The sequence below is a fragment of the Hymenobacter negativus genome, from assembly GCF_016056375.1.
Classification (GTDB): Bacteria; Bacteroidota; Bacteroidia; order Cytophagales; family Hymenobacteraceae; genus Hymenobacter; species Hymenobacter negativus_A.
Map to the genome: position 1 here is coordinate 529937 of NZ_JAEDAE010000002.1, position 17727 is coordinate 547663.

13 protein-coding genes are annotated in these 17727 nt (G+C 62.1%); 5 read left to right on the plus strand and 8 right to left on the minus strand.

What is annotated here, in order from left to right; translation table 11 throughout:
• Position 1: 1 nt before the first annotated feature.
• Together I7X13_RS07155 and I7X13_RS07160 are read right to left on the minus strand one after the other, a co-directional pair.
• Positions 2–1195 (minus strand): T9SS type A sorting domain-containing protein, encoded by a 1194-nt coding sequence (locus I7X13_RS07155; protein WP_198074935.1) that lies wholly within the window; start codon positions 1193–1195, stop codon positions 2–4.
• Between the two features lie 607 nt (positions 1196–1802).
• A complete protein-coding gene (locus I7X13_RS07160) occupies positions 1803–2225 on the minus strand; it encodes an EamA family transporter (protein WP_198074936.1) in 423 nt (140 codons plus the stop codon).
• A gap of 160 nt (positions 2226–2385) precedes the next feature.
• On the opposite strand from I7X13_RS07160, the gene I7X13_RS07165 reads away from it, so the two are divergent.
• From I7X13_RS07165 to I7X13_RS07175, 3 genes are all read left to right on the plus strand, one after another.
• Positions 2386–3111, plus strand: coding sequence for a PD-(D/E)XK nuclease-like domain-containing protein (locus I7X13_RS07165; RefSeq protein ID WP_317191548.1), 726 nt, complete (start codon positions 2386–2388; stop codon positions 3109–3111).
• Positions 3112–3237: 126 nt separating this feature from the next.
• Entirely contained in the window at positions 3238–3831 is a 594-nt protein-coding gene (locus tag I7X13_RS07170) for a TetR/AcrR family transcriptional regulator (RefSeq protein WP_198074938.1), read from the plus strand.
• Between the two features lie 93 nt (positions 3832–3924).
• Entirely contained in the window at positions 3925–4848 is a 924-nt protein-coding gene (locus tag I7X13_RS07175) for an alpha/beta fold hydrolase (protein ID WP_198074939.1), read from the plus strand.
• Positions 4849–4860: 12 nt separating this feature from the next.
• Here I7X13_RS07175 and I7X13_RS07180 read toward each other — a convergent pair whose 3' ends face one another.
• Together I7X13_RS07180 and I7X13_RS07185 are read right to left on the minus strand one after the other, a co-directional pair.
• Entirely contained in the window at positions 4861–5874 is a 1014-nt protein-coding gene (locus I7X13_RS07180) for a J domain-containing protein (RefSeq protein WP_198074940.1), read from the minus strand.
• Positions 5875–5899: 25 nt separating this feature from the next.
• A complete protein-coding gene (locus I7X13_RS07185; RefSeq protein WP_198074941.1) occupies positions 5900–6802 on the minus strand; it encodes a histone deacetylase family protein in 903 nt (300 codons plus the stop codon).
• A 772-nt stretch (positions 6803–7574) separates the two neighbouring features.
• On the opposite strand from I7X13_RS07185, the gene I7X13_RS07190 reads away from it, so the two are divergent.
• Both I7X13_RS07190 and I7X13_RS07195 read left to right on the plus strand, forming a co-directional pair.
• Entirely contained in the window at positions 7575–9098 is a 1524-nt protein-coding gene (locus I7X13_RS07190; protein ID WP_198074942.1) for a TROVE domain-containing protein, read from the plus strand.
• Positions 9099–10411: 1313 nt separating this feature from the next.
• A complete protein-coding gene (locus tag I7X13_RS07195; RefSeq protein ID WP_198074943.1) occupies positions 10412–11812 on the plus strand; it encodes an RtcB family protein in 1401 nt (466 codons plus the stop codon).
• A 208-nt stretch (positions 11813–12020) separates the two neighbouring features.
• Here the strand turns inward: I7X13_RS07195 and I7X13_RS07200 are convergent, their stop codons facing one another.
• The 4 genes from I7X13_RS07200 to I7X13_RS07215 all read right to left on the minus strand — a co-directional run bounded on the left by I7X13_RS07200 (position 12021) and on the right by I7X13_RS07215 (position 17660).
• Positions 12021–14936 carry a DUF4394 domain-containing protein gene (locus I7X13_RS07200; RefSeq protein WP_198074944.1) on the minus strand — a complete coding sequence of 972 codons (2916 nt, stop codon included), beginning with the start codon at positions 14934–14936 and terminating at the stop codon, positions 12021–12023.
• A gap of 283 nt (positions 14937–15219) precedes the next feature.
• On the minus strand, positions 15220–16437 hold the full coding sequence (locus I7X13_RS07205; protein WP_198074945.1) for a DUF4394 domain-containing protein: 1218 nt from the start codon (positions 16435–16437) through the stop codon (positions 15220–15222).
• An 84-nt stretch (positions 16438–16521) separates the two neighbouring features.
• Entirely contained in the window at positions 16522–17037 is a 516-nt protein-coding gene (locus I7X13_RS07210) for an MOSC domain-containing protein (protein WP_198074946.1), read from the minus strand.
• A 158-nt stretch (positions 17038–17195) separates the two neighbouring features.
• The gene (locus I7X13_RS07215; RefSeq protein ID WP_198074947.1) at positions 17196–17660 is read right to left on the minus strand and encodes a hypothetical protein; all 465 of its coding nucleotides are present in this window, start codon (positions 17658–17660) and stop codon (positions 17196–17198) included.
• Positions 17661–17727: the final 67 nt, after the last annotated feature.

The following is a 17727-nucleotide window of genomic DNA, read 5'->3' on the forward strand; positions in this document are numbered from 1 at the left end:
GCTACTGCGCGATGCGCTGGCTGAAGGAGCCGGCCGCCGTCAGCAGCCGCACAACGTACACGCCCGTGGGCAGCGAGCGCAGGTCCAGTACCCACTGGCCGGGTTGGGCCGCATCGTTAGCGCAGGGCACTTGCAACTGGCGTCCCAAGGCATCTAGTACCCGTACGGTGGCGGGGCCCTGCGCCAGGGTTTCGCTGGGCAGCGAAGTGCTGACCACCCATTCCTGGGCCGAGTGGCCAGGGTACACGGCGAACCCGCTGCCAAAACGGCCTACCTTCACGGCGCGCACCGGCGAGAAATCATACGTGCCGTCCAAATCTATCTGCCGCAGGCGGTAGTAGCTGGTTCCAGGCAGCGGTTGTTCATCTGTGGCGTGGTAGGTGGTCTGCTGCTGGGTGGTGCCGGCGGCCGCTACCGAACTCAGCTCACGGAATACTTTACCGTCCGACGAGCGTTCTACGACAAAAGCCCGGCTGTTTTTTTCCAACGCCGTCACCCAGTCCAGGCCCACTTTCTGGTCATCCAAAACCTGAACGTTAAAAAGCGTCAGCTCAACCGGGAGGGCTTTGCAGCGGATGCTGGGTGCTTCCGCATCGCAATTGGCCTCGTTGGTATTTGCCGCGGCCAGCGCCGCCCCGCACCCAGCAGAAGGAGTGCGCTGTACGCAGACCGATATGGCCGCGGCTGCGCAGTTGTTCAACAGGTGGGTAGTAGCACCATTGCCTCCGTACACGCACCCCGTCACTACCAGGGAGCCGGAGAACTGGTTGTTGCTGCCGCACAGCGTATTATTGGCGCCACCCACCGATAGGTCCAGATTGCCTCCTACGTTCAGGGAGCCGTCGGAAACAATGTTGGAACTGAGCAGCACCAGGTTGCAGCCGGTAGTGACCGAGGCCCCGGCCGCAATGCTAACAGTCGCTTTGTTAACGGTCATCTTGTCGACTCGAACGCTGCTCCCCGTGCCTACGAGTAGGTTGGTTGCTCTTAGCGAACTAGTGCCGTCGCCCAGAGTGAAAGCAGCATTCCCATCGATAGTGCCTCCATTGGACAAATTGAGCGATGCTCGGCTCGATACAATAATATTGCCGCCGGCCGCGACGGTCAGGGAGCCGCCACTGAGGATGGTTAGCACCCCATCATCTACCGAAATGCTTCCTCCGTTGCCTACCGAGTAGGCACTCGACAGCGTCACGTTATAGTTTCCAATAACGATTCTGTCGTTGCTGCCTGGGGTTGGTATTGCCGGGCAGCCAGAGCCTGTGTTTTGCGCTGCAAAGGTATTGGGGTCGGTCAGGGAGCCGTCATGAGTAACGCGGTACGTGCATTGCGCAGTTGCCTGTATCGGCATTCCCGAAAAAAACGCGCTGATAATCAATGCAATCAGTAATGACTTTTTCATGGCGCATGGGAGGAAGAGAGATGAGGTTTAAGACATTACTAAATTTAATGATATATGCGATAAATAAAAAATATAATTCGAAAAATGCAATTAAAGCGAAATTGCATATGTTTTTAGTCGGTTTATGTAATTATCATGATTGCTGTATATTTACAGACATGGCTTTGATAAGAAGATATTGATTTTCAATAAATTTTGATGATGCGGTTCAGGTAATAAGCACTTGTTATTGAGCCAAAGCTGCCAGCTCTTAATATGCCCTAAATGCACGATTAGCCCTATTGCGAGCAAATTCGAACTGGCTTATATAATGAAAATACTTTGTTTTATTATATTGCTAAATAGTTAAGCTTCATGCCGATGGCGGCGCTGCCTGCGTCGTCTGTTCGTTTTTTTCGCCTCAGCTCCATACCAGAACTACTGTTCCGGCCAGAATAAGCCCCGCGCCCAGCGCACCTTTCAGGCTGATGGTTTCGCCCAGAAACGCTACCGCCAGCAGCAATGCCAACGCCACGCTCAGCTTATCGACCGGGGCCACTTTGGCCACCGGCCCTAGCTTGAGGGCCCGGAAATAGCACAGCCACGACGCCCCCGTGGCCAGCCCCGACAGCACCAGAAAAAGCCAGGTGCGCCCCGTGAGGGCCGGCAGCCCGGCCGTGGCCCCGCGTGTGATAGCAATGCCCCAGGCCAGCAGCAAAATCACCACGGTGCGAATCGCAGTAGCTAAATCCGAGTCGACCCCCTTGATGCCGATTTTGGCAAAAATGGCGGTGAGGGCCGCAAACAGGGCCGAAAGCAGGGCGTAGGGAATCCAGGCAGCCATGAGTAGAAGAGGAGAAGGTGACGCAAATGGGGCAGAAAATAACCGCCCATTTCAGGGGTACGTAAGCCGATTTGCCCGCGCTGATGACCGGACTAAATTGCCGGCCGGTGAAGTCATTTCGCAGGTTTCGCTGTTACCTTTTCGACCCATCCCGAATCCTGTGCCTGAATCTGCCCCTGACTTCCGCCGACCCGACCTGCTGCGCCTCGACTACGACACTTACCGCGCCCTGCCGGCCATTGCCAATTCCGACCTCTCGCGCCTGCGCGATGCCCTCGACGGCCGCCCGCCCCGCCCCCAAACCAGCGCCAACGACGGCGCGCTGAGCTTCGGCACGGCCTTTCACACTGCTCTGCTGGAGCCTGCCGACTACGTGCCCGGCCAGCCCGGCCTCAACGATACCCTGGTGTGGTGGCTGGTGGAAGGCGTCAAGCTCAACACCCAACTGGCCGGGCTGCTGGAGCGTGGCACCCCCGAAGTGAGCGTGCTGTTCACCGAGCCTGCCACCGATACGCTCTGCAAGTTGCGGGCCGACCTCGTGGTGGCTCACCCGGAGGAGCCATTCACCATCATCGATTTCAAGACCACTAATGCCCGCGATGCCGACCATTTCCTCTGGCAATGCTCGGCCTATGACTACGACCGCCAAGCCGCCTTCTACACCGATGCTTTGCGCGCTGAGCGGTTCCTATTAGTAGGAGTGCAGAAAAACGAACCCTTTGGCGTGTTCACCATCGAAGTGAGCGAGCAGATGCTGGCCGAGGGCCGCCAGAAGTACCAGCGCCTGCTGCGCTTGCTAAAAGCCCCCGGCACCGCGCCCGCCTACCGCGCCGAAGCCGTGCAAGCCGCCGTGGATGCGCTGGGGCAACATTCAGACGACGAATAAAGCCTCATTAAGCCAATACAACAGAAATCCCCGCCTATACAGGCGGGGATTTTTTTATTGAAACCCGATGATTTTTAAACTTACTTACTAGTTAGTAAGTTTAAAAATTTTATATTTGTACTGCTTATGATAACACAGTCTCTGCCCACCGCCCTACCTCCCGATACGCGCACCCGCATCCTCGACCTGGCGGAAGGGCTGTTGCTAGAGCGAGGTTTCAATGCTTTCAGTTACCAGCACCTGGCCAAGGAGCTGGGGGTGAAGCCGGCCGCCATCCATTACCATTATCCGAGTAAGGACGACCTGGGGACGGCCATTGTGGCCCGGCAGCTGCGCCGCCTGCGCAAGTGGCGCGACCTGCCCCGCGTGGCCGACCTGCTGCCCGTTGCTCAGTTCGAAGCCCTGCTGGCGGTGTATGACACGCACCTCGGCCACGAGCGCCGCGTGTGCCTGTTTGGGGCGCTGGCCGCCGATTTTCGGACTCTGCCCGCGCCTATGCAGGCCGAGTTGCGCACCTTCAACCGCGAGCTGACCGAGTGGCTGGCCCAGGTGCTGGCCGTGGGCCGGGCCACAGGCACCCTGCGCTTCGTGGGCAGCCCGGCAGCCAAGGCGGCGCAGGTGCTCACTACGCTGACCGGGGCGCTGCAGGTAGCCCGCGTGCACGACGAAACGCCTTTTCAGGTGATAGTGGGCCAGTTGCGACTGGAGCTGCTGGCGTAACCGAGAGTCTTTTTTCGCGAATTGCGCACTCGCTTTTTCCATCCATCCACGGCTATTGCACAGGCCTCTGCCTGCACCAACCCAACCTGCCTCATGACCAATACCTATTCGCCCGCTTATCTTTTGTGCGCTGAAGAAACGCTTGCCGCGCCGCCGGCGGTGGCCATGCGCTACCCCGAGCCGGCCGGCCTGCGGTGGCTCCGCTGGCAGCTGGGCGCGCTGTGGGCATTGTCGCCGGCGTTGGGGTTCCGGCAGGCGTGGCGGGTATTTACCACGCCACGCAAGTTGCCCACCAAGGCCTGGGAAGCACCTGCGCTGGCCGATGCCCGCCGCCGCACCGTGGCCGCAGCAAGCGGCGCTATTGCCGTATATGAATGGGGGCCGGCCGCCGCGCCCGCCGTGTTGCTCGTGCACGGCTGGGAGCATCGGGCCAGCTTTTGGCGGGCCTGGATGGGGCCATTGCTGGCGGCGGGCTACCGCGTAGTAGCCCTGGACGGGCCCGCGCATGGGGCTTCGGCTGGCCGGCGCACCACGCTCACCGACTTTGGCGGGGCCGTGCAGGCAGTGGTGGATACCGTCGGGGAGGTGCGCGCCATTGTGGCGCACTCGTTTGGGGCGGCATCGGTGGCGGGGCTACCGGTGCGGCTGTCGGCGGGGGCGGCCTTGCCGCGCCTGGTACTCATCAGCGCGCCGGAAGGGCCGCGGCCGGTGGCCGAGCGGTTTGCCGATTTCCTGCATTTGCCCGCTGATTTGGTGCGGCGCTTTGCCGGGCACATTGAGCGCAGCACTGGCCGGACAGCCGATTCGTTTGCGGTGGCCGCGGCCGGGCCGGGCACCCGGGCCGAGCGGGTGCTGGTGCTGCACGACGAAGAAGACGAAATCATCCCCTTCGCCGAAGGCCAGCACATCGCCGTGGCTTGGCCCGGTGCCCGGCTGCACGCCACGCACGGCCTGGGCCACAACCGTATTCTGCGCGATGCCGAAGTGGTGCAGCTGGCAGTGGATTTTATCGGCTGAGTAAAGTACGGCTCAGATGGTTTCCAGCCCCTCGGCTGCCAGCTGCCGAAGCACTTCGCGCGGCCCGTCGGGGTCCAGCAGCATCCGGCCGATGTGCGCCACGTATTCGGCCTCAGCTCGCAGGTCGCGCTTTAGCTGGCGGAGCTCCAACTCCTGCTTTTTGCCTGAAGCCGTGATGAAGCCATTGGGTCCGTATTTCAACTCGTTCATTTCCTGCTTCAGCTGGGTTTGCTGCTGGAGCAGGGCGCGGGTGTAGCGGGCCAGCACGTCGTCGGCCGCCGCGTCGGCGGGGGCGGATTCGGCCAGCAGCTGGAGCAGCGTGTAGAGGTCGTCGGCCTCATAAGCCTCGGTGATGTGCTGCATCCGGGCGGTTTTGTCGGCTTGCTTTTCGGGGTCGCGCTCCAAGTCGGGGTGGTGGGTGCGGGCCAGCTGGCGGTAGATGGTTTTGGCGTTGGTTTCGAGCTGTTTCTGGTCGGCTAGCGCGGCGGCTTCCTGCTGGCGCTGGGCCTTGGTTTTGCGGCGGGCACGGGCGGCAGCGGCGGCCTGCTCGTGCGGCGGCAGGGTAGGGTCGGGGATGAACTCCGAGGCTGAATCCTTGGCTTTTTTGCGCTCGGCGGCAGTTTCAGCCGCTGTGGGGCGGTGCCCGGCCGGGGCGTATTTGCGGATAATGACCGTCTCGTCTTCTCCGAACCGGTCTTCCAGCGTGCGGGCGTTGCCCAGAATCACGTTCGTAATCTGTGTTTCTTCCAACCGGCTGAAATAGCTCAGCAGCAGGGCTTCTTCCAGCGGCGCATACAGCGCGTGCCGCGCCGCCACCACTGCCGTAGCCGCCGGCCCTACCTGCTGCCAGTAGCGCCGCCGGGCTTCGGACTGCTCGGCGCGCAGGTCGCGCAGCCGCTCACGCAGGTTTTCCACGTCGAGAATGGCCTGCCGGAAAGCTTGTTGCGCGAGCGTCCCGGCGGGCTGCACATCGGTTAGCACCGGGACGGTAATACGGTCAGGATGCGCGGAATCAGCTTTTTTCATTTGATAGCAAAGGTACGGCCCGACTCTACGGCCAAAGCTCAAACGCCACCCGAAACGTGTTGCAATGCGCGTCCACGATGTCGGCCAGCTTTTCTGAATAGCCCCCGCCCATGCTCACGGCTACTGGTAACTGGCGCGCGTGGCACAGGCCCAGCACCAATTCGTCGCGCCGCCGGCAGCCGCCGGACGTGAGCGCCAGCTTGCCCAGTTTATCGGTAGCCAGTACATCCACGCCGGCCTGGTAGAAGATAAAATCCGGCCGCACCCGCTCCACCAGCGGCTCCAAGGTGGCCGATAGCTGCGCCAGATACTCCGCATCGGCGGTGCCCAGCGCCAGCTGAATATCCAGGTCCGACTGCTCCTTACGCAGGGGGTAATTGGCCCCCGCGTGCATCGAAAACGTGAATACACGCGGCTCATTCCGAAAAATAGCCGCCGTGCCATCTCCCTGGTGCACGTCCAAATCCACAATCAGAATCTGTTTTGCCAGACCGTGCGCCAGCAGGTACGCGGCGGCAATGGCCTGGTCGTTCAGCACGCAGAAGCCTTCGCCCCGGTCGGCAAAGGCGTGGTGGGTGCCGCCGGCGAGGTTCAGGCCGATGCCATCGCGCAGCGCACTTAGGGCCGATTGCAGGGTGCCGGCGCTGCTGCTCAGCGAGCGGCGCACCAGCTGCGGGCTTTGCGGCAGGCCCAGGTTGCGCACTTCGCGGGGCGTGAGCTGCAGGTCGCGCACGCGGTGCCAATAAGAGGGCGTGTGCACCCGCAGCACGTCTTCCTCGGCGCACAGGCCGGGCTCGTAGAAATCGGCCGGCTCGGCAATGCCCTGCCACAGTAGCTGCTCCCGAATCAGGGCGTACTTGGCAATGGGGAAGCGGTGGCCGGCCGGCAGGTCGAGGGTATAATGGTCGGAAGTAGCAAGGCGGGGCATACGTCGCAGTTACTGCGAAGCAGGGCTAGATGTTTTAGGGTGTTAGAATAGGAACGTCATGCCGAGCGCAGCGAAGCATCTTTACCTCACAATGAAATTTAGTTGCTGCAGCAGTAAAGATGCTTCGCTGCGCTCGGCATGACGTTTGGCTGCTGAATTTTTATAATGAAAATTCGTATCAAAAAAATATTTATAAATTATTTTCAAAAATTATTTGCTCAATTAAAATTAATGCTCAATCTTTGTCGCACCAAAAGCAAACAACCATGTACCGCCACCTGACATTCACCAGCAATTCGGATAAGAAACAGCCAGAACGACTGTCTCCGCTCGGTATGTTTGCCTGATTTCAGCTTCGCCTGAAACCCGCTACGCCCGAGCCAACAACGCTCGGGTTTTTTGTTTTTTGCGGTTTATCAACCGCTTAGCATACTTCTCCCATGCACAGTATCCGCCCCGAATACCTGCCTAAACAGTTTCAGCTCCGCCCCGACGGCGGCGCGCTGAATCGGCGCGGTCGTGCTTTTCTTTCTGATTGGATGCGTCAATAGTTTCGGCGTACATCCCGCGAAAAAGAAAAGCCCGGCCCGCAAAAGCCGGGCTTTTTCGTGTCATTAATTCCCAAATAAAAACACGTTTTTATTTGCCGGGAAGAGGTATGTCTAATTCAGTTTACAAATTAATTACTGCGATAATAATTGCCAACGAATTAATTTCTGAAATACTCAATCTGCTCAATTCCTTCCTTTCCACTTTCCAAAATTTCCTCATCATGCGCTTCAACTTCTTCTCCCGAAACACTGCGCCCACTGTCAACCACGAAGGGGCGCCCGCCTTCACCCTCACGCCGCAATTGGAGCTGTATGCCGCCGTGGCTACAGCCGCGCTCAGCGACCAGTTCTACGAAACGGCTGATACCCGCCTGCAGCGTTTGCGTGATTTGGTGGCGAAAAACGAGCCCCGGTTCGTGGCCCAGTTGGCGGTGTATGCCCGCGAAGTGCTGAATTTGCGCTCGGTGCCGCTGGTGCTATGCGTGGAGTTGGCCCAGCTGCACCGCGGCGACAGCCTCGTGAGCCGCCTGGTGGCCCGCGTGGTGCAGCGCCCCGACGAAATCACGGAGCTGCTGGCCTTCTACGCCCAAGCCAACGGCCGGAGCGGGACCAAAGTCCTCAACCGCCTCTCCAAGCAGCTGCAAAAAGGCCTGGCCCTCAGCTTCAACCGTTTCGACGGCTACCAGCTGGCCAAGTACGACCGTGACGGCGCGGTGCGCCTGCGCGATGCCCTCTTCCTGGTGCACCCCAATGCCAAGGATGAGGCCCAGCAAGCCCTTTTCGACCAATTGGTGCGCGGCGAATTGCCCACGCCCTACACCTGGGAAACCGAGCTGTCGGCGGTAGGGCAGGGGACTTACGCCACCGATGCGGACCGGCAAACGGCTGTCCGCCAGACCTGGGAAACGCTGATTGGTAGCGGCAAGCTGGGCTACATGGCCCTGCTGCGCAACCTGCGCAACATCCTCGAAGCCAACGTTTCGGCTCAGGCAATGGAGCGGGTGTGCGACACGCTGGCCGACCGGTTTGCGGTGGCGCGCAGCAAGCAGCTGCCATTCCGCTTCCTGGCTGCTTACCGCGAGGTAAAAGCCTTGCCCGGCGGCTACGTGGCCGGCGTGCTGGCCGCTTTGGAAACGGCCATCGCGCACAGCGCCGTGAACCTGCGCGGTTTCGGGCACGACACCCGCGTGGTGCTGGCCTGCGACGTGTCGGGCTCTATGCAGCAGCCCATTTCGGCGCGCAGCAAGGTGCTGCTATACGACGTGGGCCTGGTGCTGAGCATGTTGCTGCAGAGCCGTTGCCAGAACGTGGTGACCGGCATGTTCGGCAACGTCTGGAAGCGCATCAGCCTGCCCCGGGGCCCGGTGCTGCGCAACGTGGACGAGCTCTACCAGCGCGAAGGCGAAGTGGGCTACTCCACCAACGGCCACCTGGTAGTGCAGGAGCTGTTGCTGCGCCGCGAGGTGGTAGACAAGGTGATGATTTTCAACGACTGCCAGCTCTGGAACAGTACCGGCGACGGGGGCGTATTTGGCCGAATCTGGGCCGACTACCGCCGCACCGTGGCCCCCAATGCCCGCCTCTACCTCTTCGACCTGGCCGGGCACGGCACCGCCCCGCTGGAGGTGCGCCCCGAAACGGGCGTGGCCCTCATCGCCGGCTGGTCTGATAAGGTATTCGACGTGCTGAGTGCGCTGGACAATGGCGGCTCGGCCCTCACCGAAATCGAGAAAATTGATTTGTAAAAATTCAGCGACCCGGCCGGGCAATAAAGCGGAACCCCCGGCCGCCATTCACCTAAACCGGTGCCGTAGTTGCGCCCTACTTCGTACTGAAAAAACGCTAGAAGCTTAAGTGCTTCGCTGTGCCTTTGGCACAGTATCGTGGTTCAGCGATTGTTGCCCGGTTTTAATTGCCTGAGTTGGGTGCCGTAGGCAGGCGCTACTTCGTGGTAAAGTTTTCGGATGAACTACGGTTCGTCTCGCGGGTTCGAATCCCGTTTCCGCTTCGGGCGGAGGACGAAAACACTGCGCCAGCCGCTTGTCGCCCCAATTCCAAGCTTTCCTAAAATAAAAACGACATGACTCACGTTTAAAAACTGCCGACTTGAGGAAGACGGCTGCCCACCTGGGGCAGTCGCCGACCGGGACGCCGCCACCGCCACGGTGGCGCGTTCCACCTCGGCCAGCTCCGCCTGGTTCGGGTGCCGTAGGCGGGCGTTACTTCGCTGGTGAAAATCTGACTGTTAATCAGAGTTTAGGGTTCGACTCCCCTTCCGTGGCCTCGGCTGCGGTTGATGCGCCTGCCGCATGTTGCCCCGAATTTTCGGAGAAAGCCGAATGAAATATGTTTCCGGATGGGTGCCGTAGCCGGGCCTGACTTCGTCCCTAATAGGTGCGGTTGCGGGTTCGACTCCCGAAGTGCTGCCGTGAGGCAGGGCGAATACGAATTGGTAGAGCCGTACCAGTTGGCCAAGTGCCTGTTGCCCCAGCCGGAAACAATCTTTCAAGCCCTGTCTGGGTGTCGTAGCCCGGCCATACTTCGCACTTTTAATGCCCAGGTCGCGGGTTCGAGCCCCGCCGAAATAGCCGTGAGGCCGTTTTCGTAGCTCAGTTGGTTAGAGCAGGACTAGAAGGCCGGGCGCTTGTTGCCCCGGACAGGTTTTGGATTGAAAAGGTGTCGTGGTGCAGCCTTACTTCGTTCTGTTAAATCAAGCGGCGGCACGAGTTTTACCCTTTTCAATCAAACTTTATAAGTTGCCGGATGCCGTAGTCTCGCGCTACTTCGACCTGTCACGTCGGCCCCCTGGGCCAATACGCGGGACGCCTGTTGCTCCGGTTTTTTGTTGATAAAACGGGCTGGTGCCGTAGCACTGCCATACTTCGATTCGTTGGGTCGCGGGTTCGAATCCCGCCTGTCGGCTTGCCAGCAGTAGCTCAGTCTGGTAGAGCAAATGACCACGGCGATGCGCCTTTTTGCCCGGTCCGTTTTATTTTTCTTTTCATCAACGATGGAGACGCGAATTGTCGCGCCTTTACACCGTACAACAACCATTCTCATGGCCAATATATTACGCGGCAACGACCTTCGCGCTCTCGGGTTCCCTGAAGGTCGGGCCATTGGGCTGGCGCTGGCTCAATTGCAGCGCAAGCACCTCAAAAAACTCTCTCAAACCGACCAGCTTGCTTTGCTGGGTCAACTCGTTGCCAACCCCACCGACTTCCTCACGCACCTCGACTGGAGCCATACGGCCGCTGCCTTGCTGCCCCCGCCCAACCGGCACATCAGCCTGGTGGAGCGCAAGGACTACACCGTGTTCGGGGCTGAGCACATCGAGCCGGGCGCGATTCATCAGATGGAAACGGCCATGAAACTTCCCGTGACTGTGGCCGGTGCGCTCATGCCCGATGCCCACCACGGCTACGGCCTGCCCATCGGTGGCGTGCTGGCGACGGATAACGCGGTGATTCCCTACGCCGTGGGTGTCGACATTGGCTGCCGCATGGCTTTGTCGGTGTTCGACTTACCGCCCAAGTACCTCACGCAGCGCACCCAGGAGCTGCGCAGCCTGCTGCTCGAAAACACTCGTTTCGGCAGCGGCCGGGGCTTCGAGCGGGGCCAGCGCATGGACCACGCGGTGCTCGACCGGCCCGAGTTTCAGGAAATTCCCTTCCTGAAAAACAAGCTCGACAAAGCCGCCGAGCAGGTGGGCACATCCGGCTCCGGCAACCACTTCGTGGAGTTCGGCATTGTCGAAATCACCGACGTGGCAAACGAACTGGGCGTGCCCGTGGGCCAGTACCTGGGCGTGCTCTCGCACTCCGGCTCGCGGGGCCTGGGCGCGGGCATTGCCGAGCGCTACACCAAGCTCGCCAAAGATGTGTGCCAGCTGCCCGGCGAAGCCCAGCACCTCGCCTGGCTCGGCCTCGACACCGAAGCCGGCCAGGAATACTGGGCGGCCATGACGCTGGCCGGCGACTACGCCTCGGCCTGCCACGAGCAGATTCACCGCCGCCTAGCCCGCGCCCTCGGCGAGAAGCCCCTGGCGAAAGTGGAAAACCACCACAACTTCGCCTGGAAGGAGCGGCTGGCCGATGGCCGCGAGGTCATCACGCACCGCAAGGGGGCCACACCGGCCGGCGCGGGCGTGCTCGGCATCATCCCCGGCTCGATGACGGCCCCCGGCTTCATCGTGCGCGGGCGGGGCGTGGCCGAGTCGCTGGCTTCGGCCTCGCACGGCGCGGGCCGGCTCATGTCGCGCACCCGCGCCAAGGCCGAGCTGGGCGAAGGCCAGGTGCGCAAATACCTCGCCGACCACGGCATCGAACTCATCGGTGGCGGGCTGGATGAAGCCCCGATGGCCTACAAGGACATCCGCACCGTGATGGCCAGCCAGCGCGAGCTAGTGGACGTACTGGGCTCTTTCACCCCCAAAATCGTGCGGATGGACGGGGCTTAATTACGGCCGGAAATCAATCCAAATGCCCGGTGCCGTTCGTACATAACTACGTGTCTCTTACAGGGGACAGTTGTTTTCATAGCTTGGAAAGCCTCTCGCCTTTGGCGGGAGGTTTTTTAAATTTGGGGTAGAAGGGTGCCCCGCAACACAAAGCCCCGGCCATTGCGGCCGGGGCTTTGTGTTTTTTATCCCGGAACAGGTTGCGGCCCTATTGCACCACCAGGCGCTTGGCTACGAGGCCGGCCGCCGTGCGGGCCTGCACCGAATACACGCCGGGAGCCAGGCCGGCCAGCGGCAGGTCTAGGGTTTCGTCAGTACCGGCGGCTAGCGTGCGCGAGAGCACCGGGCGGCCCAGGTTGTCGACTACGGTAACGGCCGTGGCGACGGTGCCGCGCAGGGCCACCGGCAGCAGCAGTGTGGCCGAGCCGTGGGCCGGGTTGGGGTACACGCTGGCCAGGCGGGCCAGGGCGGCGGGCGCGGTGGCTAGCACGCGGGCCTGCGTGGTGAAGAGCACGGCGTAGCGGCCGGCAGCGGCGGCATTGGCCGCCAGCGTCAGGCTGATGGTGGGCGTGGTGGCCAGGTCGGTGTAGGCGCCGGTGAGGGCGTCGCGCAGGTAGGTGTGGTAGCCGGCGGGCAGGTTGGCCAAGTTGTCAACGGCCAGCGAGTAGGTGCCGGCGGTGGCCGCGCTCAAATACAGCGGCAGCACCACATCGGCAGCACCAGCCAGGGTGGGCAGGCCATTGATGGAGGCCGTCTGGCCGTCGGCATCGGTGGCGAGGGTCAGGCCGTTGGAGGAAGGCAGCGCCACGGCATCGAAGGCGGCATCAAACCCGGCCGTCGCGCCCTGGTCGAAATAAATGGCCGTTTGGGTGGCGGCCGTGGCATTGCGCAGGCTCAGCGTGAGCTGGGTGCGGGTGTCGGCGGTGCCACGCTGGAAGGGCGTGTTGTTGTACGTGCTCAGGCGCTCGGCATTGGTGAAGGCAACGCTGCCCACCTGTCCGGCCGCAATGGTGCGCACGCAAAAACCCTGCGACGACGGGATAATATTGGTGCCGCCATTAGCACCCACCCCGTTGATGTAGCTGGCATACGTGCCGGTGTAGAGGCCATTGCTTTTGAAGACATAGAGGGCATTTTCCATGTTCGTCAGGCGGCCGGCGTTAATCATGGCCTGCCAGTCGAGCGGGGCGGGGTAGGGGTTGCCGCGGAAGTGCCAGCCAGCATCGGTGAATGGGCCGCGGGTGAGGTTGCCGGCCGTGTAATTGCCGTTGTTGAGCGTGCCCACAAAGTCCACGTTGGCCGCCGCCGAGATGTTCACGGTGTAGCCCTGCGTGGGGTTGAGCGCATCCGAGAGCGAGTTGGGCGACAGGTAGCCCTTGTCGAAATCGATGGTGCCGGCGCTGCCGCTGCTGTTCACGCGCCGCTCGTCGTAGCTATATACCGTGGGGAAGGGCCGCACCGATTTGCCCACGGTGTTGAAGCTCGGGTTGATAACCGGCGTGTAACCGGCCGTGGTCAGGTCGTTCACCGTGCTGCCGCTCACGGGCGGCGAGTAGTGGCGGTAGCCCGTCCCGTTGAAGGTAGGCGTGATGTAGCGCTGCACCGTGGCCGCGCCCACCACCATGCCGCCGGTGTTCACCACCTGGGCCGTGGCCGTGGCATCCGAGAGCAGCGTGAACGTCTGGCCGGTCACCGTCAAATCGCCGAATAGCGTGAGCAGCCGCCGCACCGAAGCCGGCGCGTTGAGGGTGGCCGCCGTGCCCAGCGCCGCCGTGCCCGTCCCAATAGTCAGGTTCGGGAAAACGGTGGGCGAGGTGCCGCCGATGGTTTGCGGCGTGTTCAGGTCGAGCACCACGGTGCCGGTGCCCGCGCCGTTTTCGGCAAGTGAGCCGCCGTTGTTGGTGAAATTGCCACCCGTTACCAGGAAGCTGCCGTCGGCCAGGGTCACCACTGCGCCGTTGCCTAGCGTGAGGGCGTGAGTCTGCTGGGCCTGGCTCACCGTGGGCTGAAAGGGCGTGCTGCCGGGAATGATGACATCATTCGGCGGGCCGGGCACAATGTTGGGGGTCCAGTTGAGGGCGTTGCGCCAGTCGGTACTCAGCAGGCCGTTCCAGGTAATGGTGGGGATGGTGGCAATGGCCACGGCCAGGTCGCGGATTTCAAAATTGAACCGCACGGGAAAGGTGGTCGAAGGCACCGTGTTGCCCAACTGGGTGGCCAGGCCGGTGGCCAGGTCGAGGCGGTAGGTATTGCTGGCCCGGGAGCCCGAGCTACGCACCTCCGTCACCTCCGTGAGGTAGCCCACGTTCTGGTTGGTATTCGGGTTGTAATAAATATCCAGTCCCAGCGCATCGGGGTTGCCAATGGGGTAAGTGCCCGGTGAACTCCCCCCCGTAATCACAAACTGAATGGTGCTCCGGGTGGTGAGGGCGCCGGTAGCCGGGTCCTGTGTGGAAAGCAGGCCATTGTTAAGATAGTCAACGTCATACAGTGTGGTACTGGCCGGCGGCGCGCCCACGTAGGAGTTGGTGTAGGCTACCGCACCCACGCCCGGGTCGGCGGGCGTGCCGCCCACGTAGGCCACGTTGGGGTCGGTAGCGGCAACGCCGCCGGTGATGGGGTTGAGGCGGTAGTTGGCGTTGTTGGAGCTCACCACCCGGATGCGGTCCACGGTGGGGTTAAAATCGAAGCCAATGCGCTCCGCCGTGCCCCCGAGGTTGAGCCGGATGGCGCCGCCTACGGCCGTCACGGCGCTGGTGCCGGGGTCCAGGGTGTAAAGCTGGGCGTTGTTGCCGGCCGCGTTGCCGTCGTAACCCAGGGCATACAGCACGTTGGTGGCGGGCCTGAAATCGATGCCCACCAGTGTCTGGCCCGCCGTCACGCCCGAAATAGCCACCGGCGCCAGGTTGGTAGACGCCCCGGTGTTGGGGTCGATAATAATGAGGCCCTGCGAGCCCACCGGGGCGTTGCGGAAGTTGGGCCCCGTGATGGTGCCTAGGCCATAAATCGTTTGCGCCTGCGTGATGGCCGGTACGGCCATGAGCATCAGGCCCAACGAGCCCAGAAAGCCCCAGCGGCCCAGGCGGGTGGGCGCGGCGGCCAGGAGTTGTAGGAATTTTTGCATAATGCTGACAGGTAAGGTGGTTGCCGGTTATGTCTGTTACTAAAGCCTATTCAAGGTACTTAGAAAAAATCAGGACATCAATATGCGGGCGTGTACGGCTCCGGCGGCCATTGGATTAACTTTTGAGAAATAAAAAAAACGGGTCAGGTAACACGGGGACGTAATCAATTTGCCATGCTTATGCCCTCATTTTCTGTTTGTTATCAAGCCTGTTTAGCGCCAATGGCCCGCTGCTGCTAAGCAGCGGCGGGCCATTGGCCGGTTTACAGGGGTGGGTGTGGTGCTATTCTACCGCCAGGCGCCGGGCCACGCGGCCGGCAGCAGCGTTGGCCAGGACGGTATAAACCCCGGGAGCCAGGCCTGCCAGGGGCAACTCCACGGTTTCGGCGGGGCCGGCGGGTAGGGTACGGGTCAGCACCGGGCGGCCCAGATTGTCGGCCACGGTTACCAGAGTGGGCTGGTTGCCGCGCAGGGCGGCGGTCAGGAGCAGGGTGGCCGTGCCCCGGGCCGGATTGGGGTACACCGCCGCCAGTTGCGCCAGCGCGGCCGGGGCCGTCGCCAACGGCGCACCGATGCTCACCGCAATGTCGCGGATAACGAACGGCAGCGCCGCCGGCACCGTGTTGCCTACCAGCGTAGCCAGGCCGGTACTCAGGTTGAAGCGGTAGAAGTTGCTGCTGCCGCCGGCCGTCACTTCCATCAGGAAGCCCTCGTTGCGGTTGAGGCTGGCGTTGGAATAAATATCGAAATCAATGGCCTGCGGCGAGCCAATGCCATACGTGCCCGAAGGCACCTGAAGCATGACCGTGACCGGAGCCGTGAGCACCCCGCCGTTGGGCGGATTCACCACGGAAAGCAGGCCGTTATTTAGCTCATCGAAGGCGTAGAGTGTGGTGCTGGTTGCGCCGGGAAAGGCGTTGGTGTAGGCCACCGCGCCAATGCCGGGCGTGGCCGGCGTGCCGCTGGCGTAGGCCAGGTTGGTATCGGTGCCGGCCAGCGCGCCGGTAACAGGGCTGAGGCGATAATTGGCGCGGGTGGTGCTCACCACCCGAATCAGGTCAGCCACGGGGTTGAAGTCGAAGCCGATGCGGGCTGTGCGGCGGCCCAGCTCCAGGCGCACGGCCGCGCCCACCGGCGTGGCGGCCCCGCTGCTCAGGTTCAGGGTGTAGAGCTGGGTGTTGGGGGTGGGGGCCACGGCGGCAGTATCATAGCCCAGGGCGTAAAGCTGGGCATTGGCCGGCCGGAAATCCATGCCCAAGAGGCTCTGGCCCGCCGCTACGCCGGCCACCGTAGCGGGCGTGCCCACAGCCACGCCATTGGCCACATTGATGGTGACCAACCCCTGCGACCCGGCCGGCGAGCCCATGTAGGCAGCCGTGAGCGTGCCAAGCGCATACACCGTCTGGGCCTCAGCCGCCGGGCCGGTCAGCAGCGCCAGGCCCAGCGAAATGCCCACCAAGCCACGAGCCTGCATAAAAATCGAACGTAAGATTGGAGCCATAAAAACCGGGGAAAGCATCAGTGAAAAGCCTGTGCTGCAAACGGCTACCCGCCCCCGAAAGTTATCGGCCCCAGCCTGCGCTGGCTACGCCACTACCCGCACCACGTCGCCCACACGGATGATGCCGCCCTGCGCAATGTGCGCCGTGAGGCCGCCGTGGCCGCGCATAGCGTTGTAGCCGCCAGGGCCCAGCTCCTCCTCCATACGCGAGCAGGGGTGGCACTCACCGGTGATGTCGAGAATGACATCGTCACCGATGCGAATCTGGCGGTTTTTCAGGGCCAGCAGGTTCAGGCCGCGCACCACCAGGTTGCGGCGCAGGCGGGCCGGGTCCAGCGGCGCGTCCAGGCCCAGGTAGCCGGCCACCGCCGCCAGGTGCTCCTGCTGAATGAGCGTGACCTGCCGCTTGCCGCCGGCTTTGGGCCGGGCGTGGTCACCGAGCAGGTGGGAGTCGGTTTTCAGCTCTGCCTCGGGCACTGATACCAGCGGCTCGCGGCGCACCGGGCGCTGGCCAATCCATTCCAGGGTGCCGGTTTGGGGCAGAGTGGCCAGCAGGCGCGCCACGGTCGATTTATCGTCGCCAAAGAAGGGAAAGGGCATGATGGTAAGGAATAGAGGCTTGTTTTTGGGAAAGCGTAGTCGTTTGTCATCCTGAGCGGAGCGCAGGACTTTATCACGTTTGAACGGCTTATTCTGGCGTGGTAAGGTCCTTTGCTCCGCTCAGGATGAAAAATTTTTAAACTTGTTAACCGGCTCATTTACAGTTCGTCGGCCGTGCCAAAGCCCTCGCGGATTTCAGTGTGCCGAATCTGCCCGCCCAGGTTGCCGGCCCGGGCCAGCAGGCCGAAGCTGAGCACGGTGGCAGCCAGTGCCAGCAGGGCTACTAGGCGGGCTTTGGGCGAAGCATTTTTCAGCAGCAACAACCCGAATAGCGCCAGCGAGGCCGCCGCCTCCAGCACCCAGAAACCCAGCTCGGCCGCTTCTTCGTGGTTGTGAATGAGGGCGCGGCTCACGCGGGGCAGGTTTTGGGCAATGGCCGCCGCGCCTTCGCCCGTGAGCTGGGCCGGCAGGCACAGCAGGCCGGCGGCCAGCACGGCTATCAGGCCGGCTTTGGTCAGGTCGAGATTATGCCTGAGCACGCCCGCCCCCAGCAGCACGGCGGCAAAAAGGCTGCCCACAATAGGCACATGATTGACAATGAGGTGCAGGTGGGCTTGATTCATCAACGCGAAACGGAAAACCGGCGGGGCTAAGGCGGCCGAGGCGCAAAGCTACTTCGGGTCGGAATCA